Annotated in this window: 31 protein-coding genes and 2 pseudogenes; 16 read left to right on the top strand and 17 right to left on the bottom strand. The window is 68.3% G+C overall.

Annotation, left to right across the window (positions count from 1 at the left end; translation table 11 throughout):
* Positions 1-5: 5 nt before the first annotated feature.
* The 5 genes and pseudogenes from FVA80_RS06560 to FVA80_RS06585 form a co-directional block, all read right to left on the bottom strand.
* Positions 6-1,346, bottom strand: coding sequence for an efflux RND transporter periplasmic adaptor subunit (locus tag FVA80_RS06560; RefSeq protein WP_246692288.1), 1,341 nt, complete (start codon positions 1,344-1,346; stop codon positions 6-8).
* Positions 1,347-1,955: 609 nt separating this feature from the next.
* Entirely contained in the window at positions 1,956-2,999 is a 1,044-nt protein-coding gene (locus FVA80_RS06570) for a helix-turn-helix domain-containing protein (RefSeq protein ID WP_147910774.1), read from the bottom strand.
* A 436-nt stretch (positions 3,000-3,435) separates the two neighbouring features.
* Positions 3,436-3,615 carry a hypothetical protein gene (locus FVA80_RS06575; RefSeq protein ID WP_147910778.1) on the bottom strand — a complete coding sequence of 60 codons (180 nt, stop codon included), beginning with the start codon at positions 3,613-3,615 and terminating at the stop codon, positions 3,436-3,438.
* Between the two features lie 126 nt (positions 3,616-3,741).
* Positions 3,742-3,879, bottom strand: a pseudogene (locus FVA80_RS32125) (catalase); the annotation flags it as partial.
* A gap of 134 nt (positions 3,880-4,013) precedes the next feature.
* Positions 4,014-4,847 (bottom strand): porin family protein, encoded by an 834-nt coding sequence (locus FVA80_RS06585; protein WP_147910775.1) that lies wholly within the window; start codon positions 4,845-4,847, stop codon positions 4,014-4,016.
* 201 nt (positions 4,848-5,048) lie between these two features.
* Here FVA80_RS06585 and FVA80_RS06590 point away from each other — a divergent pair, with 201 nt between their 5' ends.
* From FVA80_RS06590 to FVA80_RS06600, 3 genes are all read left to right on the top strand, one after another.
* Entirely contained in the window at positions 5,049-5,291 is a 243-nt protein-coding gene (locus tag FVA80_RS06590; RefSeq protein ID WP_147856356.1) for a hypothetical protein, read from the top strand.
* A 61-nt stretch (positions 5,292-5,352) separates the two neighbouring features.
* Positions 5,353-5,673 (top strand): energy transducer TonB, encoded by a 321-nt coding sequence (locus tag FVA80_RS06595; protein WP_187193605.1) that lies wholly within the window; start codon positions 5,353-5,355, stop codon positions 5,671-5,673.
* Between the two features lie 97 nt (positions 5,674-5,770).
* Positions 5,771-5,971 carry a hypothetical protein gene (locus FVA80_RS06600; protein ID WP_147856358.1) on the top strand — a complete coding sequence of 67 codons (201 nt, stop codon included), beginning with the start codon at positions 5,771-5,773 and terminating at the stop codon, positions 5,969-5,971.
* A gap of 51 nt (positions 5,972-6,022) precedes the next feature.
* On the opposite strand, the gene FVA80_RS06605 is transcribed toward FVA80_RS06600, so the two are convergent.
* Positions 6,023-6,223 (bottom strand): hypothetical protein, encoded by a 201-nt coding sequence (locus tag FVA80_RS06605; protein ID WP_147910776.1) that lies wholly within the window; start codon positions 6,221-6,223, stop codon positions 6,023-6,025.
* 93 nt (positions 6,224-6,316) lie between these two features.
* Entirely contained in the window at positions 6,317-6,799 is a 483-nt protein-coding gene (locus tag FVA80_RS06610) for a DUF2721 domain-containing protein (protein WP_147910777.1), read from the bottom strand.
* A 576-nt stretch (positions 6,800-7,375) separates the two neighbouring features.
* On the opposite strand from FVA80_RS06610, the gene FVA80_RS06615 reads away from it, so the two are divergent.
* Complete coding sequence (locus FVA80_RS06615) at positions 7,376-8,212, top strand: porin family protein (RefSeq protein ID WP_147957799.1); 837 nt, start codon at positions 7,376-7,378, stop codon at positions 8,210-8,212.
* 114 nt (positions 8,213-8,326) lie between these two features.
* On the opposite strand, the gene FVA80_RS06620 is transcribed toward FVA80_RS06615, so the two are convergent.
* Positions 8,327-8,833, bottom strand: coding sequence for a hypothetical protein (locus FVA80_RS06620; protein WP_147907860.1), 507 nt, complete (start codon positions 8,831-8,833; stop codon positions 8,327-8,329).
* Between the two features lie 360 nt (positions 8,834-9,193).
* Here FVA80_RS06620 and FVA80_RS06625 point away from each other — a divergent pair, with 360 nt between their 5' ends.
* The 4 genes from FVA80_RS06625 to FVA80_RS06640 all read left to right on the top strand — a co-directional run bounded on the left by FVA80_RS06625 (position 9,194) and on the right by FVA80_RS06640 (position 11,878).
* Complete coding sequence (locus FVA80_RS06625; protein WP_147907859.1) at positions 9,194-9,403, top strand: hypothetical protein; 210 nt, start codon at positions 9,194-9,196, stop codon at positions 9,401-9,403.
* Positions 9,404-9,542: 139 nt separating this feature from the next.
* Entirely contained in the window at positions 9,543-9,812 is a 270-nt protein-coding gene (locus FVA80_RS06630) for a hypothetical protein (RefSeq protein ID WP_147907858.1), read from the top strand.
* Positions 9,813-9,948: 136 nt separating this feature from the next.
* Positions 9,949-10,158, top strand: a complete 210-nt coding sequence (locus FVA80_RS06635; protein ID WP_147907857.1) for a hypothetical protein — start codon at positions 9,949-9,951, stop codon at positions 10,156-10,158.
* Positions 10,159-10,486: 328 nt separating this feature from the next.
* Entirely contained in the window at positions 10,487-11,878 is a 1,392-nt protein-coding gene (locus FVA80_RS06640; protein WP_147907856.1) for an L-serine ammonia-lyase, read from the top strand.
* 43 nt (positions 11,879-11,921) lie between these two features.
* On the opposite strand, the gene FVA80_RS06645 is transcribed toward FVA80_RS06640, so the two are convergent.
* The 3 genes from FVA80_RS06645 to FVA80_RS06655 form a co-directional block, all read right to left on the bottom strand.
* Positions 11,922-12,167 (bottom strand): hypothetical protein, encoded by a 246-nt coding sequence (locus FVA80_RS06645; protein ID WP_147907855.1) that lies wholly within the window; start codon positions 12,165-12,167, stop codon positions 11,922-11,924.
* Complete coding sequence (locus tag FVA80_RS06650) at positions 12,164-12,400, bottom strand: hypothetical protein (RefSeq protein ID WP_147907854.1); 237 nt, start codon at positions 12,398-12,400, stop codon at positions 12,164-12,166. The genes FVA80_RS06645 and FVA80_RS06650 overlap by 4 nt, the downstream gene beginning before the upstream one ends.
* Positions 12,401-12,594: 194 nt before the next feature.
* Positions 12,595-12,798, bottom strand: a complete 204-nt coding sequence (locus tag FVA80_RS06655; RefSeq protein ID WP_058192874.1) for a hypothetical protein — start codon at positions 12,796-12,798, stop codon at positions 12,595-12,597.
* Positions 12,799-13,063: 265 nt separating this feature from the next.
* Here FVA80_RS06655 and FVA80_RS06660 point away from each other — a divergent pair, with 265 nt between their 5' ends.
* Positions 13,064-13,450: a TIGR02300 family protein gene (locus tag FVA80_RS06660; protein WP_147907853.1), complete on the top strand. Its 387-nt coding sequence runs from the start codon at positions 13,064-13,066 to the stop codon at positions 13,448-13,450.
* 32 nt (positions 13,451-13,482) lie between these two features.
* On the opposite strand, the gene FVA80_RS06665 is transcribed toward FVA80_RS06660, so the two are convergent.
* Positions 13,483-13,671: a hypothetical protein gene (locus FVA80_RS06665; protein WP_187193606.1), complete on the bottom strand. Its 189-nt coding sequence runs from the start codon at positions 13,669-13,671 to the stop codon at positions 13,483-13,485.
* A 132-nt stretch (positions 13,672-13,803) separates the two neighbouring features.
* On the opposite strand from FVA80_RS06665, the gene FVA80_RS06670 reads away from it, so the two are divergent.
* A complete protein-coding gene (locus FVA80_RS06670) occupies positions 13,804-14,391 on the top strand; it encodes a hypothetical protein (RefSeq protein ID WP_246692289.1) in 588 nt (195 codons plus the stop codon).
* Positions 14,392-14,553: 162 nt separating this feature from the next.
* Here the strand turns inward: FVA80_RS06670 and FVA80_RS06675 are convergent, their stop codons facing one another.
* Together FVA80_RS06675 and FVA80_RS06680 are read right to left on the bottom strand one after the other, a co-directional pair.
* On the bottom strand, positions 14,554-14,763 hold the full coding sequence (locus FVA80_RS06675) for a cold-shock protein (RefSeq protein ID WP_007563113.1): 210 nt from the start codon (positions 14,761-14,763) through the stop codon (positions 14,554-14,556).
* A gap of 124 nt (positions 14,764-14,887) precedes the next feature.
* A pseudogene (locus FVA80_RS06680) lies at positions 14,888-15,538 on the bottom strand (glycosyltransferase); the annotation flags it as partial.
* Positions 15,539-15,688: 150 nt separating this feature from the next.
* Between FVA80_RS06680 and FVA80_RS06685 the strand changes: the two are divergent.
* Complete coding sequence (locus tag FVA80_RS06685) at positions 15,689-16,750, top strand: hypothetical protein (protein ID WP_147907852.1); 1,062 nt, start codon at positions 15,689-15,691, stop codon at positions 16,748-16,750.
* Here FVA80_RS06685 and FVA80_RS06690 read toward each other — a convergent pair.
* On the bottom strand, positions 16,736-16,981 hold the full coding sequence (locus FVA80_RS06690) for a DUF6471 domain-containing protein (RefSeq protein ID WP_147907851.1): 246 nt from the start codon (positions 16,979-16,981) through the stop codon (positions 16,736-16,738). The two genes, FVA80_RS06685 and FVA80_RS06690, sit on opposite strands and share 15 nt — an antisense overlap.
* 103 nt (positions 16,982-17,084) lie before the next feature.
* On the opposite strand from FVA80_RS06690, the gene FVA80_RS06695 reads away from it, so the two are divergent.
* Entirely contained in the window at positions 17,085-18,050 is a 966-nt protein-coding gene (locus FVA80_RS06695) for an IS1595 family transposase (protein ID WP_147907850.1), read from the top strand.
* Positions 18,051-18,703: 653 nt separating this feature from the next.
* Positions 18,704-19,078, top strand: a complete 375-nt coding sequence (locus FVA80_RS06700) for a hypothetical protein (RefSeq protein WP_147907849.1) — start codon at positions 18,704-18,706, stop codon at positions 19,076-19,078.
* Positions 19,079-19,186: 108 nt separating this feature from the next.
* Here the strand turns inward: FVA80_RS06700 and FVA80_RS06705 are convergent, their stop codons facing one another.
* Positions 19,187-19,621, bottom strand: a complete 435-nt coding sequence (locus FVA80_RS06705) for a hypothetical protein (RefSeq protein WP_147907848.1) — start codon at positions 19,619-19,621, stop codon at positions 19,187-19,189.
* Between the two features lie 33 nt (positions 19,622-19,654).
* Complete coding sequence (locus FVA80_RS06710) at positions 19,655-20,911, bottom strand: glycosyltransferase (protein WP_246692291.1); 1,257 nt, start codon at positions 20,909-20,911, stop codon at positions 19,655-19,657.
* A gap of 146 nt (positions 20,912-21,057) precedes the next feature.
* Here FVA80_RS06710 and FVA80_RS06715 point away from each other — a divergent pair, with 146 nt between their 5' ends.
* The 3 genes from FVA80_RS06715 (at position 21,058) to FVA80_RS06730 (ending at position 24,287) form a co-directional block, all read left to right on the top strand.
* Entirely contained in the window at positions 21,058-21,909 is an 852-nt protein-coding gene (locus tag FVA80_RS06715) for a transporter substrate-binding domain-containing protein (protein ID WP_187193703.1), read from the top strand.
* Between the two features lie 67 nt (positions 21,910-21,976).
* Complete coding sequence (locus FVA80_RS06720; protein ID WP_147907847.1) at positions 21,977-22,195, top strand: hypothetical protein; 219 nt, start codon at positions 21,977-21,979, stop codon at positions 22,193-22,195.
* Between the two features lie 388 nt (positions 22,196-22,583).
* Entirely contained in the window at positions 22,584-24,287 is a 1,704-nt protein-coding gene (locus tag FVA80_RS06730; protein ID WP_147907846.1) for a lysine--tRNA ligase, read from the top strand.
* The last annotated feature ends 3 nt before the right edge of the window (positions 24,288-24,290 follow it).

Consider the following 24,290-nt stretch of genomic DNA (forward strand, 5'->3'; position numbering starts at 1 on the left):
GCGCCTCAATCGTCGTGGCCGGCTTCGGCCTTGCCGAGCTCGGCCTTCAGCAGGAAGGTGTTGCCGACCGCGATCTCGGTGCCGGCTGCGAGGCCCGCGGTGACCGCGTAGGATTCGTCGTCGGAGCGCCCGAGCTCGACCGAGCGCATCGCGAAGCCCTCCGGCGTGCGGACGAAGACCACACGCGCACCCGCCACGGTCTGGAGCGCCGCCTTGGGCACCCGGACCGGCACGGGATCCCGGTCGATCTCGATCTCGGCGGTGACGAAGGTACCGGGGCGCCAGGCCAGGTCGGCGTTGGGCAGGGCGACCACGACCCGGGCCGAGCGGGTCTCCGGGTTGAGGAACGGGCTCACGAAGATCACCCGGCCCTCCTGGTGGCGGCCGCCGCCCTCCCGGCCCGGGGTGACGGTGACGCGGGCGCCCTCCTGCACCCGGGCGAGGTCGAGGGTCGGCACCGACAATTCGATCCAGACGGTGGAGAGGTCGGCCACCAGGTAGATCTCGGCCGGGTCGCCCTCCTTGCCGACCGCCGAGCCGACATCGACCTTCCGCTCGACCACGCGACCGGCGAACGGAGCGCGCAGCTCGTAGCGGCGCAGGGTCGAGAGCGTCGGGGTCGCCTCGTCGCGCTTCTGCGCGGCCGCGACCGCGGTGGCGTCGAGCCCCAGCGCCGACAGCTTCTGGCGCGCCAGGTCGGCCCGCAGCCGGGTCTCGAGGAACGCCGCGCGGGCGCTCTGGAACGCCGATTCCGAGGCCGAGCGCGAGGCCAGCAGCTTCTGCTGGCGCTCGAAGTTGATCGTCTGGAGTTCGACCTGGACCAGGGCGGTCAGGTACTCGCTCTTGGCGTCGGCGACCTCCCGGCTGTCGAGCACGGCCACGACCTCGTCCTTCTGGACGGCGTCGCCCAGGCGCTTGCGCATCTCCGCGACGGTCCCGACCACCCGGGCGGGAACCCGGGCGATCCGGTCGGTATCGGGGGTGATGGTGCCGGGGACGAGGAGGTGTCGGGCCAGCGTGCCGCCGGTGACCGGCGCGACCGCGATGCCCTGCGCCGCGACCTGTTCGGGCCGCATCCGGATCACGCCCGCCTCGGCGTGCTCGTGGTCCGGATGCCCTTCACTCTGGTGCGCCTGGTTCTGGAATTCTCGCCCTTCCGGCGCGGCGGCCCGCGTCGGGCCATGATCGTGATCGTGCCCGGCGGGCTCGGAGCCGGGATGGCCGGTGGCTCGGGGCAGGCCGACCGCCCCGAGGCTGTCCCGGACGAAGCCGGACACGCCCGGAACCGCGGCCCCGACGACGATGCCGGCGGCCAGGAGGAGAGCGGAGAGGAGGAGAACGGACATACGGAGACGCATGGAGGCCTGCTCGGCCGGGACCGCGGCGCGCCGCTCGGCGGCGTCCGGGGAATCCCGTTCAGATGACGCGTGAGGGCGAGCCCCGGACGCCCGCGCGGGCAGGTTGGCCAGGACGCGCGCCGAGACCGGCGGCGTCGGCTCAGGCGCGGGGGGCCGGGGCAGGCGGTCGGGCACGACCGAGGGAGGGCGCCGGAGATCCGGACCGCGACCGGACGGACGGGAACCACCGGCGGCGCCAGGGCTCCGGTCTCCAGGGGCGCGACCTGGTGGCAGCCGCAATGGAGGTGCTCCGTCACGCCGGGATCGACGCTGGTGCCGGCCTCCGCGAGCGATGGCCCGTCGACGCGGTCGTGATGGCCGCCGGCATGGAACGCCAGGTCCGCCGCGAGGCCGACGCCCGGTCCGGCCAGGCAGAGGGTCAAGACGAGCGCGAGCATGCGGGCGGCGATCGCCCACCAGCCGCGCCCCGAGCGCCCGTGCCGAATCCGAGACTTCATTGGGGTCGTTATGGGCGATCCGGCCCCGGGCGCACAAGGGCCGGCGCGATCGAGGTACCGTTCGGCCGTCCCGCGCCCCGAAGGAGCGGGGCGAGGCGGCTCACGCCGACAGCCGCAGGATCCAGTCGTAGAAGTCGGCCCAGCCCTGGCGCGCCGGGAGCGGGGCGGGCGGCGCGCCGGCTTGGATCTGGGCGCGGGTCTGGGCGCGGACGTCCCGGGGGGCGCAACCGAACGCGTCCCGGAAGGCCTGCGTGAAATGCGCGGGGTTCTCGAAATGCCACCGGTAGGCGACCTCCGAGATCCGCGCGAAGCGGCCGTCCCCGGGGCGGGCGAGGTCCCGGTAGGCGCGGTCGAGCCGGCGCTGGCGGATGTAGCCGGCCACGCCGCCCATCGGGGCGAACAGGCGGTAGAGCGTGCTGCGCGAGACGCCGAACCGCCCGCAGAGCGCCTCGGCGGTCAGGCCCGGGTTGGCCAACTCGGCCTCGATCACCCGCCGGATGACGAGGAGGATCGGTGCGCGCTCCGGCGCCCGGTCGGTCCGCTCGCCTCCGGACAGGCGCGGCACGGCAGCGCCGAGCAGCGTCGCGGTCGCTTCCGCGGCCGCCCGGGCCTCGCGTTCCGAGAACCCGTCGGCATGGGCGCTGAGCGAGCGGAGATGGTCTGCGAGCAACTTGCCGAACGGCGTCGTGCCGTGCAGGACCGTCCCGTGCAGCGTGTCGAGATCGACCGCCCCCGCGCCGAACAGCGGCCGCGGCAGGACCAGCGTCAGGGCGCGGTAATCCGTGGAGCGGGCCGCCAGGGGCCGGGACAGGTCGAACAGGCAGATATCGCCGGGCCCGCAATCGTATTCGCTGCCGTCGATCTCGATCCGGGAGCGGCCGGAGACGCGGACATGCGCCAGGATGTGATCGACGCCCATCCGGGCGACCAGGGCGCGCGAGCGCTCGAACCGCAAACCGGAGGCCCCCGCCCGGCACAGGATGGCGTTGCCCAGATGCCGGACCTGCGACTGCCCGCGGAAGTCGGCGACATCCTCCGGCCGGATGGCGAACTCCCAGAACGGCGCCACGGCCTCACGCCAGGCCGCGGCTTGAAGCAGACCAGGTCCGTCTCCGCCCATCTCCAGGACTGATTTCGACCGCATCGCCTGAGTCGTGCATCCCGACATGCGCGTGCGCAGCCGGCCACGTGCTGATGTCAGGTGCTGGTTTGCAGATGAAAGGTCAAGCTTCCACGATTGGGATACCGGATTTATGCGGCGATACCAGGACGTAGAATATAATCCTCAAGAACGCCGGCATCTAAGGGATCGAACCTCAGTCCATCGCGCAAGACAAGCGAGCCTTCGTGTCACGGATTCCGAATTCGGGCCGATCTCTATCGGGAGCCGACGGGCGCTCGCTCGCTTCCGCAGGCGGATGGTCTCGCGGCGTGTCACGCCAGGCGCGCTCCACTCCTCCGGGGCCGGCGCACGAAAAACCCCGCGGACCCGGTCGGGCTGCGGGGTTGAAGGCGGCACGGTCGTCGGAGCAGGGGGCTCCGGGATCGACGATTACATGGCGCTCAGGGTCGAGGCCGGGTCACTTTCCGCTGGGCGCCGCACCGCTGCCCGTGGCCCCGTTCCCGGTGCTGTTGCTGCCGGCCGGCGAGCCGGAGGTCGAGGTGTTGCCGTTGGGCGTGCTCTGGGCGGCCGCCATCCCGGCGCTGCCCGCGACGAGGGCGAGGGCGAGAAGCGTGGACTGAAGGGTACGGCTGGTCATGAAACGCTCACATCCCGAAGGACCGGCCGGGGCCGGCATGACCTGGACAACGGTGACGGCGCCGGGGCTGTTCCAGGCCCCCGCCCCCCGCCGCAGGGCACGGACCCGCAGCGCGGCGGCTCTGACGGGCTTGCGTAGCGGGCAGCCGTTCTGCGCAGCACGGAATCCCGCCGAGGCCGGGTAGACTGCCCGGCGCGCCCGCATGATCGAGCCGAGCGGTCGGAGCGCCGCCAGCCCGTACCACGGGCTGAAGACGGGGCCGTCCGTCGTCCAGGCCCGAAAACCCCGTTCCGTGCCGTCCTGGCCATGTTCAACGACAAACGCCCCGGGCGCGGAAGCACCCGAGGCGTTTGCCGGCACAATGTCCGCCCGGCCTGATCGGCCGGGCGGCGTTGGTCCTAGTACGAGCCGAACTTGTAGTTCAGGCCGGCGCGGACGACGGCGAACTCGTCGTCGCGGCGGCCGATGGCGCTGTAGAAGGCCGGGACGTTGTTGGCGGCGTTGATCACGAACGCACCCTGGTTGCGGGTGTTGCGGTCGAGGTTGACGTACAGGCCTTCGACCTTGAGCGTCACGGCCGACGAGCGGAAGAAGTTCAGGAACGAGTCGACCGGGAGGGCGTATTCCATGCCGCCGCCGACGGTCCAGCCGGTGCGGAAGCTGTCGTTGCCGGCGAAGCCGCCGAACGAACGGTCAGCGCTGCCCGAGCCGTAGGCGAAGCCGCCGGTGCCGTACACCAGGACCCGGTCGAAGGCGTAGCCGAGGCGGCCGCGCACGGTGCCGAAGAAGTCGAGGCTCGACAGGCCGCGCGGGTCGGTCACGTAGAAGCCCGGACGCAGCCCGCCACCGGTCACGAAGGCGTTGTTCCGGCCACGGCCGAAATCGAGGTACTGGGCGTCGGCCTCGACGCCGATGACCACGCCCGAACCCGGGGTGAACTGGTAGTTGTAGCCGACCTGGCCACCGCCGGAGAAGCCTTCCTGGTTCCGCTGGCTGAAGTTCGCCGTGGCGACGCCGGTGGCGAACGCGGCCGGGATGCCGAAGCTAGAGGTGCTGTTGCTGCTGGCGTCGAAGGCGTAGCCGGCGTTGATACCGAAGTAGGCGCCGGTCCAGGTGAACACGGGCACCGGGGTGAAGATCGGCGGCGGGGCGGCGCGGCGCGGCAGGTCGGCGGCCGAGGCGGCGGCGGTCAGGGCAGTAAAGGCGGCCAACGAGGCCAGAAGCGTCTTCATAACTGGTCTTTCCCCAGCGAATGTTCCTATCGAGCGGGAAATTACCCGGTTTTCCACACTCAAGCTGTATCGCCACGGCCACAGGTGCCGCGGAAGGGAATTTTGGCGCCATCGGGCCGCCGACCTGAACCATCCTGCCACCGGCCCGTTGGCGCCGGACGCTCTCGGGAACGACGGTGCGTCGCCCCACGCGGAGGCCCCATGACGAAGCTGTTCATCGCTCAGATTCGCGACGCGGACGGAGACAAGCCCCTCGTGACGGTGCGGGCGGAGGCCGAGGGCGAGGCGCGCCTGTTCCTGGCGGCGGCCTACCCGGAAGCGGAGATCGCCGGCCTCACCGAGCCCAGCGACTGGACCAGCGACGCCGATACCGGGTCCCGGGCCGGCGACATCCGCGAGCATCCCGGCACCGCCTGGCAGACGCCCTCCAGCCTGGCGGATTGACTCGCATTCGAGTGATTCCTTTCACCGGCCGTCAGCCCGCCTCAGTGAGGATGGAGCGGTGATGTCCGGTGATCCCACGCCCCGGCTGCTCGCGGCCGCTTCCGCCCTCACGGGCGCCGCCTCCCTGATGGTCCGGTCGGAACCGTCCTGGACGGGCGTGCTGGTCGGCCTGTCGTGCCTGGCGCTCTGGGCCGCCGGCACCCTGGCGTCGAGACCCGGCAAGCCGCTCGCCCTGACCAAGTCCGCCCGACCGGTGGTATTGGAGGCGGTGATCGTCGAGCGGCCCCGGCCGCCGCTGCTGCCGCCGCCGCCCCCTCGGTTGGCGGATGGGCATGCGGCGGATGTTGGGCAGGTGTCGACGCGTCGCCGAACCCGCGGCTAGCGTTGGCCCCGCTCCGCGCGGCGCCATCAACGCGAGCTTCTGCCGCAGCACCAAGGCTCGAGGATCCGCGTTGCCCGCAGCCAACACGGAGACAGGCATGGCCGACACCGCTGACGTGACCACCTACACCATCAAGCAGGCGCTGGCCGCCCAGGTCGGGGACCATATCGAAATCGCGGTCGAGGCCGAGGACGGCACCAAGCTGAAGCTGAAGGCCACCGCCGACCAGCTCGACGCCCTGGTGGGCGACCTGGAGACCATCCTGGACGCGGACGATTCGGACGGCGAATCCGCCTGACCCAACACGCGGGGCCGCCGGCCTTTCGGCGGCCCTCCCGGCGATCCGGGCCTATCGCTTCGCTTCGAGGGCCGGCGCCTCGATCAGCGGGATCAACGGCTTCAGGTCGATGACCGGTCCGCCGATGTCGAAGTAGTCGTTCTCGCAGGCCAGTTCCTCGTCCTCGTCCCGCCGCCCGGACGGCAGGATGGACGACAGCATTCCGAGGCACAAAGCACCGGCGATGAGGGCAACAAGGATCGCGACGCTCATGGCGGAACACTCGGACGAAGCGGACGCGTAGAATCAGGCACCCTCGAGATTAAGACGAAGTTCCTTTGCCGTGCAATGCGAAAGACGAGCCGGTCACGATTGGGCCGGGACCTTGTCCTGCTGGTGCTCGACTTCGTCGCGCACGCCGTGACCCGCCATCAGGATCTCGGTCATGAACGCCCCGATCGCAGCGACCGTGCAGACCAGTGCCGCACCGAAGCAGGCGAACAGGATCGAGGCGGTCGCCGCATCGCGCATCGCTCCGACGAACAGCGTCAGCACCGCCATCCCGATCAGGCAAGCGCCGAGCGAGGCGAGGACCACGGCGACATCAAGCACGAAGGAGCGCCGCCGCAGGAAGGTCAGCCTGCGGGACAGGCGCGCGGCCTCCATGTCGGTCGCCTTGGCGATCTGTCCCGAGAGGGCATCGACCTTGTCGGAGATTCGGCCGAGACGGGCGGAGAACACGTTCAGCAGGGTTGCGAGCGCCGACAGGAGGAAAGCCGGCGCCAGGGCGACCTGGATGATGTGGGCGATGCTGTCGGGCTCGGTGGAGCTCAAGGAGAAGCCGAACATGGGCGCGCTACGCTCGCGGACGTGGCGCAACCGCCCGGTCTCTGGCGCCGCCCCGCGCGACGGCGGATGATCTCGGGTTCAGCATGCCGGGAGCGTCACCACAGGATGGCGTCCGAGCGCAACCCGCGGACCACGCCGCGGGGCCGGGGCATGCCCGCGCCACGCAGACTGTTCGCGGGATGGCGGTTATTCGCCGAGGGTTTACAGCCCCCGCACAGGCGGCAGGGGGCGTTAATTAATCTTAACACCCATCAATAGTCCCGGACGGGCTTGCGAGGCGCCGGCCACTCCGATCTAAGTGAGCACGAAGCTTCCTGGTTGGTCCTGGGAATGTTCTCGAGCAAACTAAAGCCCCGTCTGCCTCGTGCGGCGGGGTTTTTTGCTGCCGGAAACGTCGAGATACAAATCTTCGGGCTCAAGTGGCATTCTTGGGCGCGGGATGTGCTCAATCGCACGGACCCAACCACCGGTCCGGGACCCTGGAGGCGCTGTTGCAGCGCTGCACTATCGCGTTTCCCCGACCTGCCGTCTCTGTTGCCGGGCACACATCCCGCCGAACGGGAGACAGAGGACCCGATGATCAAGAAGCTTCTTCTCGCGAGCGCCGCCACGGCCCTCCTGACCGGCGCCGCCTCGGCCGCCGACCTGCCGCGCCGCGCCGCCCCGCCGCCGATCTTCACCCCGGTGCCCGTGTTCACCTGGACCGGCGCTTACTTCGGTATCAACGCCGGCTACGCCTTCGACGCCAGCAGCCGCTCCAACAATTCGGTCTTCGGCATCCCGGCCCCCTACGCCGCCGTCGGCACCACCGCCACCTTCCGCGACCGCAGCCAGGACGGCTTCTCGGGCGGCGCCCAGGTCGGCTACAACTATCAGTTCACCCCGGGCTCGGGCGTGGTCGTCGGCATCGAGGCCGACGCCCAGTACCTCGACTTCGGCCGCAACCGGAACAACGCCTTCATCAGCGGCGCCGTCGCCCCGGGCTACTACGTCACCGACCCACGCGGCCTGTCGAGCCTCGACTATTTCGGCACCGTGCGCGGCCGCCTCGGCTACGCCTTCGATCGCACCCTCGTGTACGGCACCGGCGGCTTCGCCTACGGCTCGGGCAGCGCTGACCGCTCGTTCGGCGGCTACGCCGGCAACGACAGCTTCCGCACCGGCTACGCCGTCGGCGGCGGCATCGAGTACGCGCTCCCCACAGACTCGTTCCTGAACTTCTTCCGTTCGAGCGCCGTGACGCTCAAGGTCGAAGGCCTGTACGTCAACCTTGATCGCGGCAACCGCAACCAGGGTGCCCTAGTGGTCAACGCCGCCAACCTCGTCCCGGCCTACTACAGCCCGATCGGTCGTCGCGACGACGAGTTCGCCGTCGTCCGCGCCGGCCTGAACTACAAGTTCGGCTCGTACTGAGCAGCGCCGCCGAAACCCCTTGACCTAAGCATCCCCAGCCCGATCAGACTGGCCGCTTGGTCGAGAAGCGTCCCGGGATCACATCCCGGGACGTCTTCATCTGTGCGGTCCCGGTCAGGCTTGGACGGCGTGCTCCAGTTCGGCCTTCGACATCCGCGAGCGGCCGGAGACGTTCTGCGCCCTGGCCTTGCGCATCAGCTCCGCCTTCGTGGTGCCTTCGCGGCCGCCCTTGCGCGCCGCCGCCGCCTTCTCGGCCGCGGCCTTGGGCTGCTTCGAGAACTGCTTACCATTGCGCGTGTCCGCGCGCTTCTTGGCGGTGCTGGCCGCATATTCCGCATCGGTCAGGCTCTCGCGGGCCTTCCTGGGCAGGTAGCGCTCACCGGTCTCGCCGCTCTCGGCGCCGGACTTCGTGCCCCATTCCTCCTCGGTCCACTGCGTGAGGTGGTTGTCGGACGCCTTCTTGCCGGCGTAGCCGCCGCCTTCCTTCTTGTATTCCGCGGTCGCCATCTGAGCCTTGCGGGCCGACCATTGACCGGGCTTGCCGCCCTTGTCGGATTCGGTGACCGCGTGCTTGACCGTCTCCCACAGCTTCGGATCTGTCTTCTTGGCGGTTCCTGACATCGCTGCGCCTCGCGATTGTAGATTTGGCCGTCAACACCACGGCTGTCGCGGTGTTCCTGCATGCGCATCCGGCACGCTGCGACCGAACGTCGGGCGCGCCGCGCCGACATCCCGGCGGCCCCGGGCGAAGCGGCCGGATACCGGAGGCGTCTCGGGCGGTTGCCTCCGAAAGGGAGTCCCGCATGCCCGACGGACCGACGGCCGACACGCAAGACCTCGCCGAGACCGAGTCTGACGCCCACCGCCGGGCGCGGGCGACCGCCAGACATCAGCCCGCCCCTCCGGCTGCCGCCAGCCCCGACCGGGCAGCCCCGGACGAGGGCCCGAAGGTCAGCTCGCCCGACGCGAAAGGATCCCAGCATGGCTGACGTGCCCGCCGACACGCAGGCGCAGCGGATGCCCCACGGCAAGCCGAAGAGCGAGGGACTGGCCAACGCCCCGCTCGATACGGCCACCGGCACGGTCAAACCCCAGGACGGCCCGATGGATCGAGCCGGCACCGAGGCGGAGGAGGCAGCCCGGGGTGGCACCAGCCTTGGAGCGGAGCGCGACAAGCCCGGCGGCCGTTAGGCCGGCCCCGGACCAGCGGACTCATTCATGTTTCCGGGCGGTCAAAGCGGGGGTCAGCCGGCATTCAGGCCGCAGGACCGATCTCACCCTCAGCCTGCGCCGGGCGGACCCGGCGCAGGTTTGCACAGAGGGTCTGATCATGATGCACGTGAAGATGCTCGCGGCGGTTGCAGCCGTGGCCGGCGGTCTCGGCTTGGCGTCCGCAGGCGCCGCGCCGCTGGCACCGATGGCCGCCGACGCCATCACCGGCACCGCCCCGATCACAGCGATCGCCTACGGGTGCGGCCCCGGTTTCGCCCCCGGGCCCTACGGCCGCTGCCGCCCGATCTATCGCCGGCCGCGCTTCTACGGTCCCCGCTGCTTCTTCCGCCCGACGCCCTTCGGCCCGCGGCGCGTCTGCCGCTACTGAAGCTGCCGCGTGCCGGGGCTCGACGCCCCGGCCGCACCGTGACCGGGATTTATTTCCGGCCGTCGAAAAAGCGCAGCGGCGCCGGCACCGAACCCCGGGCCGCCTCGGCGGTTGGACCTGAGGTCAGGAGTTTGTCATGGCCCGGGATCAGAGCGGCAGCGCCCAACCCTCTCCGGAGGATCGGAAGGCGAGCGCGCGCGCCGGCCGGAAACGGCTCGGCGCGAACGGCTATCCGCAGGCGGCCCCGGCCGCCGAAGGCCGGGACGCGGCCGAGGGCGGGACGGAATGCAGGGCGCCGGAACCAGCCCCCGCCGCGGTCGAGGACGGCACCGAAAAGGCGTTGTAGCACGTCACGCAAGCGGCCCAGGGACCGCGCGGACCGGCAACCGTCGCCCGCGGAGGCTCGTGTCCGGTCCTGCCCCGACCCTTCGGCCTCCCTCCGAGGCAGCCGAACGGAGCGACACCGGTCTGGCGCAAGGAACGCATAGAAACGCATCCCGAGGGCGCCCCGGTCGGGATCCGGGCCGTTATCGCGGCTTGGCGCGTTTCTTCCATTCGTAGCCGGTGGGCAGGCCAGGCATGACCGGGCAGTTGCGCCTCCGGCGTGGAGCCGGCTTTCGCGGAAAAGGCGTCGCAGGCCATGACGGGGCCCTGCGGCTGGGACAGGCAAACCGATGTTTCTGAGCGTGTTCGATGTGTTCAAACCGGGCCTCGGCCCCTCCTCGTCCCACACGATGGGGCCGATGACGGCTGCGGCCGACTTCTTGGACCTGCTGCGCCGGCATGATTCGCACGCAGGGGCGGCCGCCCTCCGGGCGACACTGCACGGCTCGCTGGCGTTCACCGGGCGGGGACACGCCACCGACCGCGCCGTCGCGCTCGGTCTCCTCGGTTTCCGGCCGGCCGATATCCCCATGGACGACGCCGAACGTGCGCTCGAGGCACTGCGCGTCGAGAAGCGCCTCGCTCCGGCGGGCCTGCCGGTCCTCGCCTTCGATCCGGCGACGGCGATCATCTTCGATTACGGACCGCCGCTGCCCGGTCACGCGAACGGCCTGGTGATCACCGCCCTCGACGCGGCGGACGCGCCGCTCGTCTCCGAGACCTACTACTCGATCGGCGGCGGCTTCGTCGTCACCGCGGCCCAGCGCGCGGCCGATGTGCCGCCCCCCACCGCGGCCGCGGACCTGCGGCTGTGGCCGTACCCGTTCGAGACCTCGGCCGCGATGCTGCGCATGGCCCGCGACAGCGGCCTGTCGGTGGCCGCGATGAAACGTGCGAACGAGGCCGTCGGTCGCTCCGACACGGAGGTCGATGCGGGCCTCACCCGGATCTGGCAGGCCATGAATGCCTGCGTCGAGCGGGGCCTCGCCCGCGAGGGCGAATTGCCCGGCGGCCTGCGGGTCAAGCGCCGTGCCAAGCGGATCCGGGACCAGCTCGACCGCGAGCACGGCTCGAATACCGCCCAACCCCACGTCATGGCGGACTGGCTGAGCGTCTACGCCATGGCGGTCAACGAGGAGAACGCCGCCGGAGGACAAGTCGTGACCGCGCCGACCAACGGTGCCGCCGGCGTCGTTCCGGCGGTGATTCGGTACTACATCGACCATTGCATCGGCGCGGATCCGGGCCGGATCCCGGAGTTCCTCCTGACCGCCGCGGCCATCGGCGGGCTGATCAAGCACAACGCTTCGATCTCCGGGGCGGAGGCCGGCTGCCAGGGGGAGGTCGGCTCGGCCAGCGCCATGGCGGCGGCCGGCCTCTGCGCCGTGCTCGGCGGGACGCCCGCCCAGGTCGAGAACGCCGCCGAGATCGCCCTGGAACATCACTTGGGGATGACCTGCGACCCGGTGGCCGGCCTGGTGCAGGTGCCCTGCATCGAGCGCAACGGGATCGGTGCCACCAAGGCGGTGGCGGCGGCCTCGTTGGCGCTCCGCGGCGACGGCTCGCATTTCATGCCGCTGGACAATTGCATCGCGGCGATGCGGCAGACCGGCGAGGAGATGAGCGCGAAATACAAGGAGACGAGCCTGGCCGGGCTCGCGGTGAACCTGCCGGAATGCTGACCGGGCCAATCCCTAAACAAGCGGCACCCGCGTCAGGCGGCGATCAGGATTTGAGATCGGCGGTGACACGGCCGGCGCTGCGCACCGGGCCGTCTCGGCCCTCGACCAGCGCGCGCAGGTCCGCCTCGTCCAGCGGCTGCCCGTCCGGCCCGGTGATGCTGATGCTGTCGTGACCGGCGGCCCGAAAATCGCCCAGCTTCTTGAGCGCCCATTCCGGCGTCGGGCAATTGTACGTCGCGGTCCCGTGGGGTTTCCTCGCCCGCACGACGAAGAGCGGTGCGGCCGTCATTCGAGTTCGATGCCCGCCGCGCCGAGGATGACGCGCTGCTTCAGGATCGCGATTCGATGGGTCCGGATCGTGTGCTCGATCTGGGTGACGCCCGGATCGTCATCGGTGGCGTTCAGCAGCACGAGCGCGTCCGACAACGCGGCGATCGCGAACTCGTCCAACAGGATGTTGAACGCGAGGCGTTCCCGCAGGGTCGCGCAGGTGCAGTCAGGCTGGTCTTTCCGCTGCGGCATGTTCGATAACGAGCGGGACCGCCGTTGGTTCTCCGGCCGTCGCCCACACACCACCCGGCCACGCCCTGCAAGGCAGGCGAACGCAGGTGCGCCGGCAGCCCGCCGCAAAGCGGGCTGCCGGCATCGTCACCGAATCAGTGCGGCGCGCCTCAGATCAGGGATCGTGAGGTGCCACCGCCCGGAATCATGCGTTTTTAGCGACGGCCGCCGTCGGCGCCCGGCTTCATGGCGCGCTCGATGGCCTCCATGGCGCTCTCGAACGCCTTCGCCTCGCTGCGGTGCGGACGATCGGATCGCTCGATCAGCTTGCCGCTCCGGCGGATGGCCCATTGGAAATGGCCCTCCGGCTTGGCGATGGGGGAGACCTCGATGGAGTAGGGGTGTGGTACGTCTGACATAAGTGCCCTATGCCAGCCTTGCCGCGCGGATGCCAGTCACCTGCGGGCATTCCGCGGCGCAATCTGTCATGGGCTGGGGGCAACGGACCGGTACGGCACCGCGGGCCCGGGCATCCGGGCGGGCGCGTCGGGCCGGGCACCGCCCCGGCGGCGGCCCCGTGGGATCCGTCTCGGTCGAGGCGGGTCACCGGGCGCCGTCCTGTGCTACACACCCTGAAACCACGCCGGCGATCCGGCATCGATCACGTTCTTAAGGAGAGTTGCAGTGGCGCGTCCGGACCTTGGTACAAAGCGGATCTGCCCGACGACGGGGAAGAAGTTCTACGACCTCAACAAGGATCCCGTCGTCTCCCCCTACTCGGGCGAAGTCGTCCCGACCGCGGTCGCGACCTCGTTCGGCCGGACGGCCGCGCCGGTCGTCGCCCGCAAGGAGGCGCCGGTCGAAGAGGAGGACGAGGCCGAGGGCCCCGAGCTCGTGTCCCTCGATGAGGTCGAGGCCGAGGAGGCCGACAAGGACACCGATACCGAGGGCGACGACGCCCTGGACATCGAGGACGACGGCGAGACGGTCGAGGACGACACCCTCGTGGTCGACGAGGACGACGACAACACCTCCGACCTCGTCGAGGTCAACGACGACGACGACGAGTAGGATCGTCCGAACGCGATGACGCCGTCGGGGCGTCATCGCGTCGTGGCCGGCGCGAAGGCGTGCACCATGTCGGCCGCGGCCGGATCCGGGACGTGATCCGGCCCCGAGGCTTGCGTCCGCGTCGCGGGCTCCGCGAAATAGGCGTCGACCGCACGGCCGACCGCCTCCATCGCGATGCGCTCGTCGGTCACCAGGTCCCGGAGCGTGGCCGTGCCGGGCATCGGCAAGGTCCTGCACCGCGGGCGGTGAGTCCGACACGTAAGCGACGTTCCGAAAGGAGGCCCCCGCCTTTCGGAAGAAGACGATGCGGATCGAGGCGCTCGCGCATCGTGCCGGGTCCGATATCCGGCACGATGCGCGATGTCGCAGCCCGGGCGGCCGTGCCTGCGGCACCCGCCCCCGACAGGATCGACAGCGATGGCAATTCCGGCCACGGCACCCCGCGCTTGACGGTCCCGCACGCCACGGGAGCGCTCGTTCCCGGCCGGTCCTGCGGATCATGCACGGCCTGCTGCCGCATCCTGGAGATCAAGGCCCTGGCCAAACCGGCGGGAATCCTGTGCCGGCACAATTCCGGCCGGGACTGCGGGATCTACCCCGAGCGTCCCGAGGCCTGCGTGCAATGGCACTGCCTCTGGCGCCGGATCGCGGCCCTGCCGGATGCGCTGAGGCCGGATCGCGCAGGCGTCGTCTTCGCGCTCGAGCGTCGCAATCCCGGCGCGTCTCCTGGCAAGCGACCTGGCGCGGACGCCCCGGAGGGCGCCTGTATCGTGGGTCGTGCCCTGGACGGCGCGGACGCGTTCGAGCGCTGGGAGGCGATCGAGGCCTTCGCGATGTTCGTTCGGGAGGGTTCGTTGCCGGTGTGGAAGGCGCATGACCGGCACGCGACCTTGCTCTACCGGGGTCCGGCGGTCGCCCATTCGTCCGAGGACGAGACGTGACACGCCCCCCCGCGCCCAGATCCGATCACCGGGCAGCGGGGAGGTCGTGGATCTCACCGGCGCGAGCCGATACGCAACGCGGCTCGCAGGACCGGTGATAGCCGGCTCCGGTTAGCCAAAGCGCAAGCGGACGCGCGCGCTTCGGTCCCGGATCGGGAAAGCTCAGTCGGCCTTGAGGTTGGCCGCGCTCTCCTTGCCGCTGCGCCGATCGGCCTCGACGTCGTAGGAGATCTTCTGTCCCTCGATCAGGTTGCGCATCCCTGCGCGCTCGACAGCCGAGATGTGGACGAAAACGTCCTTGCCGCCATCATCGGGCTGGATGAAGCCGTAGCCCTTGGTCTCGTTGAACCACTTCACGGTACCGGTAGCCATAGAGTTGTCCTAGTCGTCTCCGGCTCGCCAAAGCGACGTGCCGCAGGGGCCGAACGAGCCGCCTCGGCCGACTGTTCCCAAAGTTCCGCACGCGCGTGACGGGCGGGCCATCGAAAACCGCCCGTCACGGCGCCGCCCGCCGCAGCAACCGGCCGCTGCGCGAGGTACGCGACAGGCCGTGCGGCGTCTTGTTCCAGCGCACCGGCGCGCGGACCAGCTCGATCAGGGCGAGCCAGGCGGCCAGGCTGACGAGCAGGAAATAGAGCGGCATCCAGGGGGCCGACTGCGCCAGGTCGCCCCAGCCGCGCCGGGCGCAGCCGATCAGGGTCGGCAGCACCATGGCGGCGAACCCCACGCCGAACAGCGTCATGGCGATCCCGGCCACGAGGTTGTCCGGAAAGGACGGCGCGGCCGGGATCTCCGCGACCAGGTAACGCCAGGCGGCGTAGGCGAGGCAGACGGGATAGGCGAGCGCCGAGGCCACCGTGCCGGGTACCAGCGCCGCCGCGCAGAGCGCCTCCAGGGTGCCGAGGCGGCGGGCATTGTCCAGCGGGCGGCGACCGTGGGCGAGGCTGGTCTGCATCAGGCCCTTCAGCCAGCGGGTGCGCTGGGCCAGCCAGGGGCCCAGCCGGGCCGGCGCCTCCTCGATCGTGGCGCTCGGCAGGTCGCCGACCGCGTAACCCGCCAGGGCGAGCCGCATCCCGAGGTCGGCATCCTCGGTGACGTTCCAGGGGTCCCAGCCGTGCAGCGACCGCAGCACCCGTGTGCGTAGGTGCGGCCTTATGGAGCAAATGCACCAGATATGATGGCTTACGCCATCATATGCGGTGCTTAGCTGAAGGCCAAGCAGGAGAACACGAGGTGAGTTCACAGGAAGGCGTTTGGCGCACTCGCCACGCTGGAAGTTGCGCGGCATCTTGGCCGGATGCTGAAGCTCCGCAACACGGTCATCGCCGCGCTAGGGCTTGCGTTCACGGCGCTCGTTCAAGCCGTCATCGTTCCGTTGTTCAGAAAGGCGGTCGCGGCAATTTACGACACCGAGGTGCAAGACGCCTGGAAGGACGGCGCGCACCCGCTGATCGCGCACCTGTGGAGCGGTGCGGCCACCATGCTTGAGTGGCTGAACACCTTTTGGGGCGGGGCGCTTTTCACGCTTGCCATTATTTTTGTTGGCGAGATTTCGGCTGTCTTTCATCGGCGGCGGCGCGGCAAGTTAGTGACCCAGCCGCGCTTTGAGGCTGATGCCGCATCCACAGAGGCTTCTTCGGTTGCTCAGCCCGAAGCGGAGCTGCCACCCACCGCGAGGCCAGCAGCCGACTTGATGTTGCTACCTCCGACGCGGACTTATTCCCTGGTCTGGGATGCGCCACAAGATATGCAGATAATTACAACGCCAGATTGGCATCCGACAGAGCCAGAACAGACGACGACACGCTTGCCTGTGTTCGCACTAAAAAACCTTGGCAGCGTCGTAGCTAAAGACGTGCAGATCATATGGGAGTGCGATGAGATTAATCTCCCAGCTTTGCAAGCGGCACCCCGCATAGCTAGTTTTTACGGTCGTGCTCAGGGGCAAATGTTTATGTTGACCAGCCCCTTGGGTGAGACGATACGAGAAGCTGGGACAGCATTTCTCTCACAAATCAGTTCTAGTTTTCCGTATGTCGCCCCGCAAATCGACAATTATTCGGCTATCGCTGTAGACATGCCCTCGCAGATCTACTCATGTGCCGAGCTATTTTTTGTTGCTGTATTGCCGGATCACCAAGCGTTTAATGCAGCCGAATTTAGCTTTAGGGTAACGATCAGGTGGAAGGAAGATCTTGGCACAGCAGAAGCTCAATTTGCAGTCCAAGCAGTTCCCCATAGTTCACGAACGGGCTCACTGATTGTCATTGACGACAAACTTCGTCCTGATACCTTGGTCAAAGGCACGGTAAAATTTGCCGTGACCAGTTTACAGGAAGCCGCCCTAATCAATCCTTAGTTCTTTAGAGCCGACAGCCGTCAAACATTGCAGGAAAAACACTGCTGTAAATTTCCCACGAGCCATCTTGTTGCGGATGTTCGGCTCCGTCTCCTTCACGCCAACGGCTGCGAGCTTATCCACGAGCTGCGCATAGGTCACGCCCTTCCGCTTCAGCTCAGCTTTCAGGATCGCCTTCACCTTGCCGTCCCACGCCTCATCCGGCGCGTGGGTCGTGTCATCCGTCGTCATGCATCCCTCGCAATGGCTCATGCCATCATACGCGATGCTTTTGCACTTGACTACGGTGCGATTATGCCATCATATGCGATGCATAAGCACCGGACGCGATGGCATGTCCTCCCACTTCCTCCTCTCAGCCCAGGCCCGCACCCTCTCGCTTAAGGCGATCTACAAGGGTGGCGAGGACACAGCTTACATGACCTTCCGGCGCCTTCGTTGGCCCGAGACGGACGGTGAGCCCGTTTGCCCGAAGTGCGGCTGCCTGGACCACTACAACATCAGCACGCGCCGCCGCTTCAAGTGCGCTGGTTGCGGCACGCAGTTCAGCGTCACGAGCGGGACAATCTTCGCCAGCCGCAAGCTGTCCTTCATGGACCTGTGCGCCGGCATCGCGATCTTCGTGAACGCGGTGAAGGGATTGTCTGCGCTCCAGCTCGGCCGCGATCTGGACGTGTCCTACAAGACCGCCTTCGTCCTGGCGCACAAGCTGCGCGAGGCGCTGTCGGCTGAGAACAAGGGCGCCACGCTGGCGGGCGAAGTCGAGATCGATGGCGCCTACTTCGGCGGCACTGTGCGCCCCGAGAACCGCAAGGAGGACCGCAAGGACCGCCGCCTCAAGGAGCACCAGAGCACCGAGCGCCGTGTCGTCATCGTCATGCGTGAGCGCCTTGGTCGCACCCTCACGTTCGTCGCCAAGCGCGAGGCCGAGGGCGTGGCGCTGGCCGAGACGCACGTCGCCAAGGGTACGAAGGTGTACGCTGACGAGGCGACGCATTGGGACGACCTTGAGTCTTCGTTCCCCGACGCGGGCCGCATCAATCACAGCGAGGCGTACTCGGCTGACGGTGCCAACACCAATCAGGCCGAGAGCTACTTCGCCCGCCTCCGTCGCATGGTGAGCGGCCAGCACCACTTCGTAACCGCTCGCTATCTTCACCAGTACGCGGCCGAAGCGGCTTGGAAGGAGGACTTCCGCCGCCTCGACAACGGCCGGGCGTTCAATCGCGTGATCCGGCTGGCGATGGCGTCAGGCGTGAGCCGGGATTGGAAGGGCTACTGGCAACGACGTGAGGCCTAGGCCCGAATAACAGCTAGGAGAATGCCGCAATACATTTTCCGGCACCATATTGCGAAGCCCTGGCCGCCTGCCTTAGAGAGCTTTTCTAAATCAGTAGGCACTCCATCGCACTGCTAACGATCTGCGCGATAAAGCGTAGGCGCATTAAGAAATTTGCCTACGAGATCAACAACAGAAGCGTGCCGTGCCGAATTCGATAACTAACGCACTCAGTTGGACTGGGGTGGCCGCAAAAAAATGCTGGGTTTCCATACTCTCAGTTTCGTTCAAGATTGGTGTTTGCCTCATAAGCATCAGCGCAACACTGCTGCTGCCGTGCCTTCCGCTTATGATAGAATGGCTTAGAGACGGGCACATGAAAAGTGACACCATTTCTATTACGGCAACTGTATTAGCATCGGCGCTTATATTCACAACAGAGCATCCGCTATTATTTTTTGCATACTTGGTTTTGTTTATTGCTAACTTCTTGCTTAGCACTGTAGGAGGACCATCAGCGGCGGCTTGGCTTGAACACTACGCAGGAACTTTGTTGATTGCGGTATGTTTTCTGCACGCTTGTGAAAGATTTTTCTGGCACTGTGTCCTAGACCGACCATTCCCAGATAGGGTACGGTTTACCAAGGCGTCAGGCGAGTAAGGAGGAGGTCATCATGATTGAGTTTTTTGATAGCGCCAAATTCCTTGCTGGCACTGAAGTAGCCGCAATAGCAGCTTCTGCTTTAAGCTTTGTATCGGTTCTTTATTCAATCTTGGCTAGTATTTTTGGGCTGCGTGCAAAGAAACATGCGCGATTAGCCATCTTGAGGGCCAAAAAAGAGGCGCGAGACGCCCGAGTGAGAACTTTGCTGACTTCTGACTACAAAGAAAAGTTTTCTGAAAAAGACCTAATACTTCTGCGAAAAATAATCGCCAAGGACGAAGTAACGGTTACGGCAAAAGATCTGCAATATATAGATCATGGGCTAAACCAATCCAATCGGGATGGGGTTCAGAGATACGCTAGGGATTTATTGAGCGCGGCTTAGTTTTATATGCTCAGCTCATAGGGCGACGGATTTTATCAAGTTTGCGTATACTTTTAATGCGCATCGCCTGCGCGCTCAAGAAGTTGCACGCGGAGCCGATGCGGCGGGTTACTCAGGACGCCAAAGGCACGTCCCCCGATCATAACCCGCGGCTGCGACCAGCTTGCCCGCCCGCATCATCCGCAGGGCCTTGCTCGTGCGCTTCACAACGTCGCTCAGGAGCCGCTTATCGGGCGCCGAGCGGCCTTCGACGCCGCAGATGCGTTCGGCTAGCTCTCGTGTGCTCAGCGGCCTCTCTGAGCCCCGTAGCTCCTTCAGGATGAAGCTGCGCAGCTCGTTCCGGTAGAACAGGACGATGCGCTCGGATCGGGCCGTGCGGTTCTCTAACTCGCCTTGGTAGCCGAGGGAGTCGAGGACGCGATCTATCGCTTCCACGTCAGTCTGTACGCTCGCCATGCGCTCTCGCATGGTGGCGGCTTCGTCCTGTAGCTCCTGACGACGCTTCAGGAGACCGGAGATGGCGAGGGCGTAGGGTTCCGACATTTTGCCATCATAGACGATGGCGTATGCATTGACCTAGGCCGCTTTTTGGTGCATTTGCTCCATAAGGCCGCGTAGGTGCATCGATGTGCCCCCGAGGGGGACCGGCACGTCGAGGCGCGCGAGCGCCGGGTTGAGCACGTCGAACAGGCCTGCGTATTCGAGCGCGAAGGCCCGGGCCAGACGGGAATCGCCGGCATTGTCGATCACGAGGCGGCCCTGCAGGCAGGCGGTCCTCTCGGGCAGGCGCGCGAACAGCGTCGCGGCCAGCCTCAGCTGCCCGGGATCGGGCACGTCCTCGGCGTCGTAGACCGTGAGCAGGGCGCCGCGGGCGAGCGGCAGGGCGGCATTGAGCGCCCGCGGCTTGGTGCGGGGTGCCCCCGGCGGCACCGTGATCACCTCGAACCGGGCCGGCAGGGCGATCGGCGCCAGGGCCGCCGCGGTCTCGGCATCGTCCGCCTCGATCAGCAGCTTGATGTCGAGCTTCGCCGCCGGATAGTCGAGGGCGGCGAGTCCCCGAATCAGGTCGGGCACCACCGCCGCCTCGCGGTGGAGGGCGACGAGCACCGTGTAGACCGGCAGGTTGGCGTCGACGAGCAGGTCAACGGCCTCGGCCGCCACCGGCGCCGCGATGATCGCCGCGGCGAGCCGGACCGTCGTCATCGCCAGGAACAGGGCCTGCCCGGTCAGCGTCACGGCGCGGGCGATGGGCGGCGGCAGCACCGAGAACAGGCAGAACCCCGCGATCAGCACGAGCACGAGGAGCAGCAGCCACCGGCTCGCGGGCTCGGACGGCACGGACCGTTCGGGCGCGTGCCGCCGCAGATCCTGCGCCGCGTGATCCGCCACCGCCCCCGGAATCGCGGCGAACACCGCCTCGCGCAGGTGCGTCGGGCTGGTGATCGCCGGCATCGCGACGCGGCGCGGCCCGTCGAGAAGCTCGGCGATCAGCCGGCCACGGGGCGCCAGCACGCAGGCGGCGACGGACCCGAGGGCCAGGGGCGCGAGCCCGGCGACCAGGCTGTCGGGGAAGCGCAACCCCAGGCCGAACGGGATCGGACCGACGAGGAACGGGGCGCCGAGGCGCCGGGCCAGGGCGCGGTAATAGGCCGTCTCCTCCATCAGCCCGGCATTCAGCAGCGCGGTCGCCGCATCGGTCCCGGCGGCGGCGGCGTCCCGGGCCGCCCGGGTCAGGAGGCGGGCATCGATCCCCTCGGCGCGCAGGAACGCGATCTCCGGCGGCAGGGACATCGTCGGGGCGATCGAGGCCGTGGGCAGGCGCTGCACCGACATGCCGACGCTCCCCCGGCAGCCCCAGGACGTGGTAGGGGAGGGGCGTGAGCCAGACCCCGTTCCCGTCCTCCGAAAGGAGCATCGCCGCATTTCCGCCGTCAAGGGCGGGCGGAGCGCGATCCGCGCTCGCTTTCGCCATGCTCGCCTTGGCTGCGCTCGCAGCCCTGGCCTGGGGCGGATCGCGGCCCGCCTGTGCGGCGGCGACCGCCGCGCCACAGGAGGCGACGCCCTCCGTGACGGTCCCGGATTTCTGGAATCCGCGCAGCCGCGGCGAGCGGATCGAGGCGCCCCAGACCGGCCGCGCCGTTCGATTCCTGACCGACGACGAGTTCCCGCCGCTGCACTTCGCAGGCCCGGACGGCAACCCGACCGGCTTCGTGGTCGAGCTCGCCCGGGCGGTGTGCGAGAAACTGACGATCACCTGCACGGTGCAGGCGCGCCGCTTCGACACCCTGCTGGACGCCCTGGACAGCCGCCAGGGCGACGTGATCGCGGCCGCCATCCCGCTGACCGCGCCCGTGCGTGAGAAATTCCTGGCGACGCGCCCGTATTTCCGCTGGCCGGCGCGCTTCGCCGCGCGGGCCGACAAGGGCCTGCCAGTCCCCTCGGCGGCGGCGCTCGCCGGACGCAGCGTCGGAGTGATGGGCGGCAGTGCGCACGCGGCCTACCTCAAGGCGTTCTTCCCCAAAGCCGTCCCGAAGGAGTTCCTCGACCTCGCGGCCGCCGAGGGCGCGCTCAAGCGCGGCGAGATCGACTACCTGTTCGCCGACGGCCTCAACCTCGCCCTCTATGTCGGCGGCCAGGAGGCGGAGGCTTGCTGCGCCCTGATCGGCGGCGACTACCTGGAGAACCGCTATTTCGGCGAGGGCATCGGGCTGATCACCCGCCCGGAGGACGCCGCCCTCTCCCGGGCGCTGGACGACGCGCTCCAGCGGGTCTGGGACGACGGAAAGTACACCGAGCTATACCTGCGGTTCTTCCCGGTGAGCCCGTTCTGAGAGGCTTCCGTCGCGGCAGCGCATCGGTGACCCTGCCCGGCAACGGGTTCGCCGAAAGGACCGAGGCATGACGGATAAGGCGGTAGCGCAGGCTCAAACCCTCGCCCCGGAGGTGCAGGACGAGATCGCCCGCCTGATGCTGGCCTTCGTCGGCGAGGACGCACCGCTCGACCAATTCACCCCGGAGGAGAAGGCGGAACTCGACGCATCCGAGGCGGCAGCGGCGGGTGGCGACCTCGCGACGGAATCGGAGGTACGCGCCATCTGGGACAGACATGGCCTGTGAGGCTGCGCCTCACCCAGACCGCGGCATCGCAACCCGGCAAGGCTCTGGCCTACCTTGACCAGAAGAACCCGCAGGGCGCGCGCAAGGTACGACGGCGGCTTCGGGCGGCCATGGACCTTCTCCTGCGACACCCTTTGCAGGCTCCGTGACGGCCCGGCCCGGTGTCCGATGTCTCCAGGTACGTCCATACCCCTACGCGATCACGTATCACGTCGCGACAGATGAGATCGTCATCCTCGGCAGCCGGCATGCCGGGCGCCAGCCGCAGTCCTAAGAACCCACACGCGCCCCGAACGCCGCCGGGACGCCGGATTGCGCCGGCAGGCGTTCCGCTGGGGCTCGAACCGCTCTAGGGTGCGCGATCCCAGTGTATCTCAGTCCCCAGATCATGCCCGCCGCACCTGCCCTGACCCTCGACCCCGACCTGATCGAGGCGGCCGCCACCGCCGCCGCCTGGCCCTTCGAGGAGGCGCGCAAGCTCGTCGCGCGGCTGGAGAAATCCGGCACGACCGAGGTGGTGTTCGAGACCGGCTACGGGCCGTCGGGACTGCCGCATATCGGCACCTTCGGGGAGGTCGCCCGTACCTCCATGGTCCGCCACGCCTTCCGGGTGCTGACCCGGGACGCGGTGCCGACCCGACTGATCGCCTTCTCGGACGACATGGACGGACTGCGCAAGGTCCCGGACAACGTGCCCAACCGCGAGATGCTGGCCGCGCATCTCAACCAGCCGCTCACCCGCGTGCCGGACCCGTTCGGCACCCACGACAGCTTCGGGGCGCACAACAACGCCGAGTTGCGCCGCTTCCTGGACGCCTTCGGATTCGCTTACGAGTTCCGCTCGGCGACGGATTGCTATCGCTCGGGCGTGTTCGACGCGGCTTTGATGCGCGTTCTTGAGCGCTACGACGCCGTGATGGAGATCATGCTGCCGTCGCTGCGCGCGGAACGATCGGCCTCCTACTCGCCGTTCCTGCCCCTGCACCCGGTCACCGGCCACGTCATGCAGGTGCCGATCGACGAGGTGCGGGTCGAGACCGGCACGCTGGTCTGGCGCGACCCCGCCACGGGCGAGCGCTACGAGACCCCGGTGACCGGCGGCCACGCCAAGCTGCAATGGAAGCCCGACTGGGCGATGCGCTGGGTCGCGCTCGGCGTCGATTACGAGATGGCCGGCAAGGACCTGATCGATTCGGTCAAGCTGTCGGGCAAGATCGCCCGGGCGCTCGGCGGCGAGCCGCCGGAGGGGTTCAACTACGAACTGTTCCTCGACGAGAAGGGCCAGAAAATCTCGAAGTCGAAGGGCAACGGCCTGACCATCGACGACTGGCTGAAGTACGGCACGCCGGAATCCCTAGGCCTGTTCATGTACAACAAGCCCCGCGAGGCCAAGCGCCTGTTCTTCGACGTGATCCCACGGCACGTCGACGAGTATATCGGCTTCCTCGACCGCTATGCCGGCCAGGACGCGAAGCTGCGCCTCGGCAACCCGGTCTGGCACCTGCATGCCGGGAATCCGCCCGAGCCGGAGCGGGTCGAGGGCGCGAGCCTGACCTTCGCGATGCTGCTGAACCTCGCCGCGGTGGCCAACACCGAGGATCCGGCGGTGCTGTGGGGGTTCATCCGCCGCTACGCGCCGCAGACCGGGCCGGAGACCCATCCGGGGCTCGACCGGCTGGTTGTCCACGCGCTCACGTACTTCTCGGACTTCGTGCGCCCGGCCAAGACCTACCGCGAGCCGAGCCAGGAGGAGCGGACGGCCCTCGAGGACCTGTCGGAGACGCTCGGCCAGCATGCCGGCTCCACCGATCCGGAAGCCCTGCAAGCGGCGGTCTACGAGGTCGGGCGGCGCCACTTCCCCGATACGTCCGGCAAGGCCAAGAGCCCGGACGGGCGCCCGGGCGTGTCCCAGGCGTGGTTCACGAGCCTGTACAACGTGCTGTTCGGCGAGGCGCGGGGGCCGCGCTTCGGCTCCTTCGTGGCCCTCTACGGGGTGGCGGAGACCCGGGCGCTGATCGCAGCAGCCCTCTCGGGGGCCCTGGTGGCGGAGCACGCCGCCTTCGTGGGCCGCCCCGCCGACGTCGTCGCGTGAGCG

Origin of the sequence: Methylobacterium sp. WL1 (genome assembly GCF_008000895.1) — a bacterium.
In the GTDB taxonomy this organism is placed as follows: Bacteria; Pseudomonadota; Alphaproteobacteria; order Rhizobiales; family Beijerinckiaceae; genus Methylobacterium.

Bases quoted from the DNA above. Each gene is read 5' to 3' on its own strand.
- FVA80_RS06560 (WP_246692288.1), bottom strand. From the start codon at position 1,346: ATGTCCGTTCTCCTCCTCTCCGCTCTCCTCCTGGCCGCCGGCATCGTC.
- FVA80_RS06570 (WP_147910774.1), bottom strand. From the start codon at position 2,999: ATGCGGTCGAAATCAGTCCTGGAGATGGGCGGAGACGGACCTGGTCTG.
- FVA80_RS06575 (WP_147910778.1), bottom strand. From the start codon at position 3,615: ATGACCAGCCGTACCCTTCAGTCCACGCTTCTCGCCCTCGCCCTCGTC.
- FVA80_RS06585 (WP_147910775.1), bottom strand. From the start codon at position 4,847: ATGAAGACGCTTCTGGCCTCGTTGGCCGCCTTTACTGCCCTGACCGCC.
- FVA80_RS06590 (WP_147856356.1), top strand. From the start codon at position 5,049: ATGACGAAGCTGTTCATCGCTCAGATTCGCGACGCGGACGGAGACAAG.
- FVA80_RS06595 (WP_187193605.1), top strand. From the start codon at position 5,353: ATGTCCGGTGATCCCACGCCCCGGCTGCTCGCGGCCGCTTCCGCCCTC.
- FVA80_RS06600 (WP_147856358.1), top strand. From the start codon at position 5,771: ATGGCCGACACCGCTGACGTGACCACCTACACCATCAAGCAGGCGCTG.
- FVA80_RS06605 (WP_147910776.1), bottom strand. From the start codon at position 6,223: ATGAGCGTCGCGATCCTTGTTGCCCTCATCGCCGGTGCTTTGTGCCTC.
- FVA80_RS06610 (WP_147910777.1), bottom strand. From the start codon at position 6,799: ATGTTCGGCTTCTCCTTGAGCTCCACCGAGCCCGACAGCATCGCCCAC.
- FVA80_RS06615 (WP_147957799.1), top strand. From the start codon at position 7,376: ATGATCAAGAAGCTTCTTCTCGCGAGCGCCGCCACGGCCCTCCTGACC.
- FVA80_RS06620 (WP_147907860.1), bottom strand. From the start codon at position 8,833: ATGTCAGGAACCGCCAAGAAGACAGATCCGAAGCTGTGGGAGACGGTC.
- FVA80_RS06625 (WP_147907859.1), top strand. From the start codon at position 9,194: ATGGCTGACGTGCCCGCCGACACGCAGGCGCAGCGGATGCCCCACGGC.
- FVA80_RS06630 (WP_147907858.1), top strand. From the start codon at position 9,543: ATGATGCACGTGAAGATGCTCGCGGCGGTTGCAGCCGTGGCCGGCGGT.
- FVA80_RS06635 (WP_147907857.1), top strand. From the start codon at position 9,949: ATGGCCCGGGATCAGAGCGGCAGCGCCCAACCCTCTCCGGAGGATCGG.
- FVA80_RS06640 (WP_147907856.1), top strand. From the start codon at position 10,487: ATGTTTCTGAGCGTGTTCGATGTGTTCAAACCGGGCCTCGGCCCCTCC.
- FVA80_RS06645 (WP_147907855.1), bottom strand. From the start codon at position 12,167: ATGACGGCCGCACCGCTCTTCGTCGTGCGGGCGAGGAAACCCCACGGG.
- FVA80_RS06650 (WP_147907854.1), bottom strand. From the start codon at position 12,400: ATGCCGCAGCGGAAAGACCAGCCTGACTGCACCTGCGCGACCCTGCGG.
- FVA80_RS06655 (WP_058192874.1), bottom strand. From the start codon at position 12,798: ATGTCAGACGTACCACACCCCTACTCCATCGAGGTCTCCCCCATCGCC.
- FVA80_RS06665 (WP_187193606.1), bottom strand. From the start codon at position 13,671: ATGCCCGGCACGGCCACGCTCCGGGACCTGGTGACCGACGAGCGCATC.
- FVA80_RS06670 (WP_246692289.1), top strand. From the start codon at position 13,804: ATGCGCGATGTCGCAGCCCGGGCGGCCGTGCCTGCGGCACCCGCCCCC.
- FVA80_RS06675 (WP_007563113.1), bottom strand. From the start codon at position 14,763: ATGGCTACCGGTACCGTGAAGTGGTTCAACGAGACCAAGGGCTACGGC.
- FVA80_RS06685 (WP_147907852.1), top strand. From the start codon at position 15,689: ATGCTGAAGCTCCGCAACACGGTCATCGCCGCGCTAGGGCTTGCGTTC.
- FVA80_RS06690 (WP_147907851.1), bottom strand. From the start codon at position 16,981: ATGACGACGGATGACACGACCCACGCGCCGGATGAGGCGTGGGACGGC.
- FVA80_RS06695 (WP_147907850.1), top strand. From the start codon at position 17,085: ATGTCCTCCCACTTCCTCCTCTCAGCCCAGGCCCGCACCCTCTCGCTT.
- FVA80_RS06700 (WP_147907849.1), top strand. From the start codon at position 18,704: ATGATTGAGTTTTTTGATAGCGCCAAATTCCTTGCTGGCACTGAAGTA.
- FVA80_RS06705 (WP_147907848.1), bottom strand. From the start codon at position 19,621: ATGTCGGAACCCTACGCCCTCGCCATCTCCGGTCTCCTGAAGCGTCGT.
- FVA80_RS06710 (WP_246692291.1), bottom strand. From the start codon at position 20,911: ATGTCGGTGCAGCGCCTGCCCACGGCCTCGATCGCCCCGACGATGTCC.
- FVA80_RS06720 (WP_147907847.1), top strand. From the start codon at position 21,977: ATGACGGATAAGGCGGTAGCGCAGGCTCAAACCCTCGCCCCGGAGGTG.
- FVA80_RS06730 (WP_147907846.1), top strand. From the start codon at position 22,584: ATGCCCGCCGCACCTGCCCTGACCCTCGACCCCGACCTGATCGAGGCG.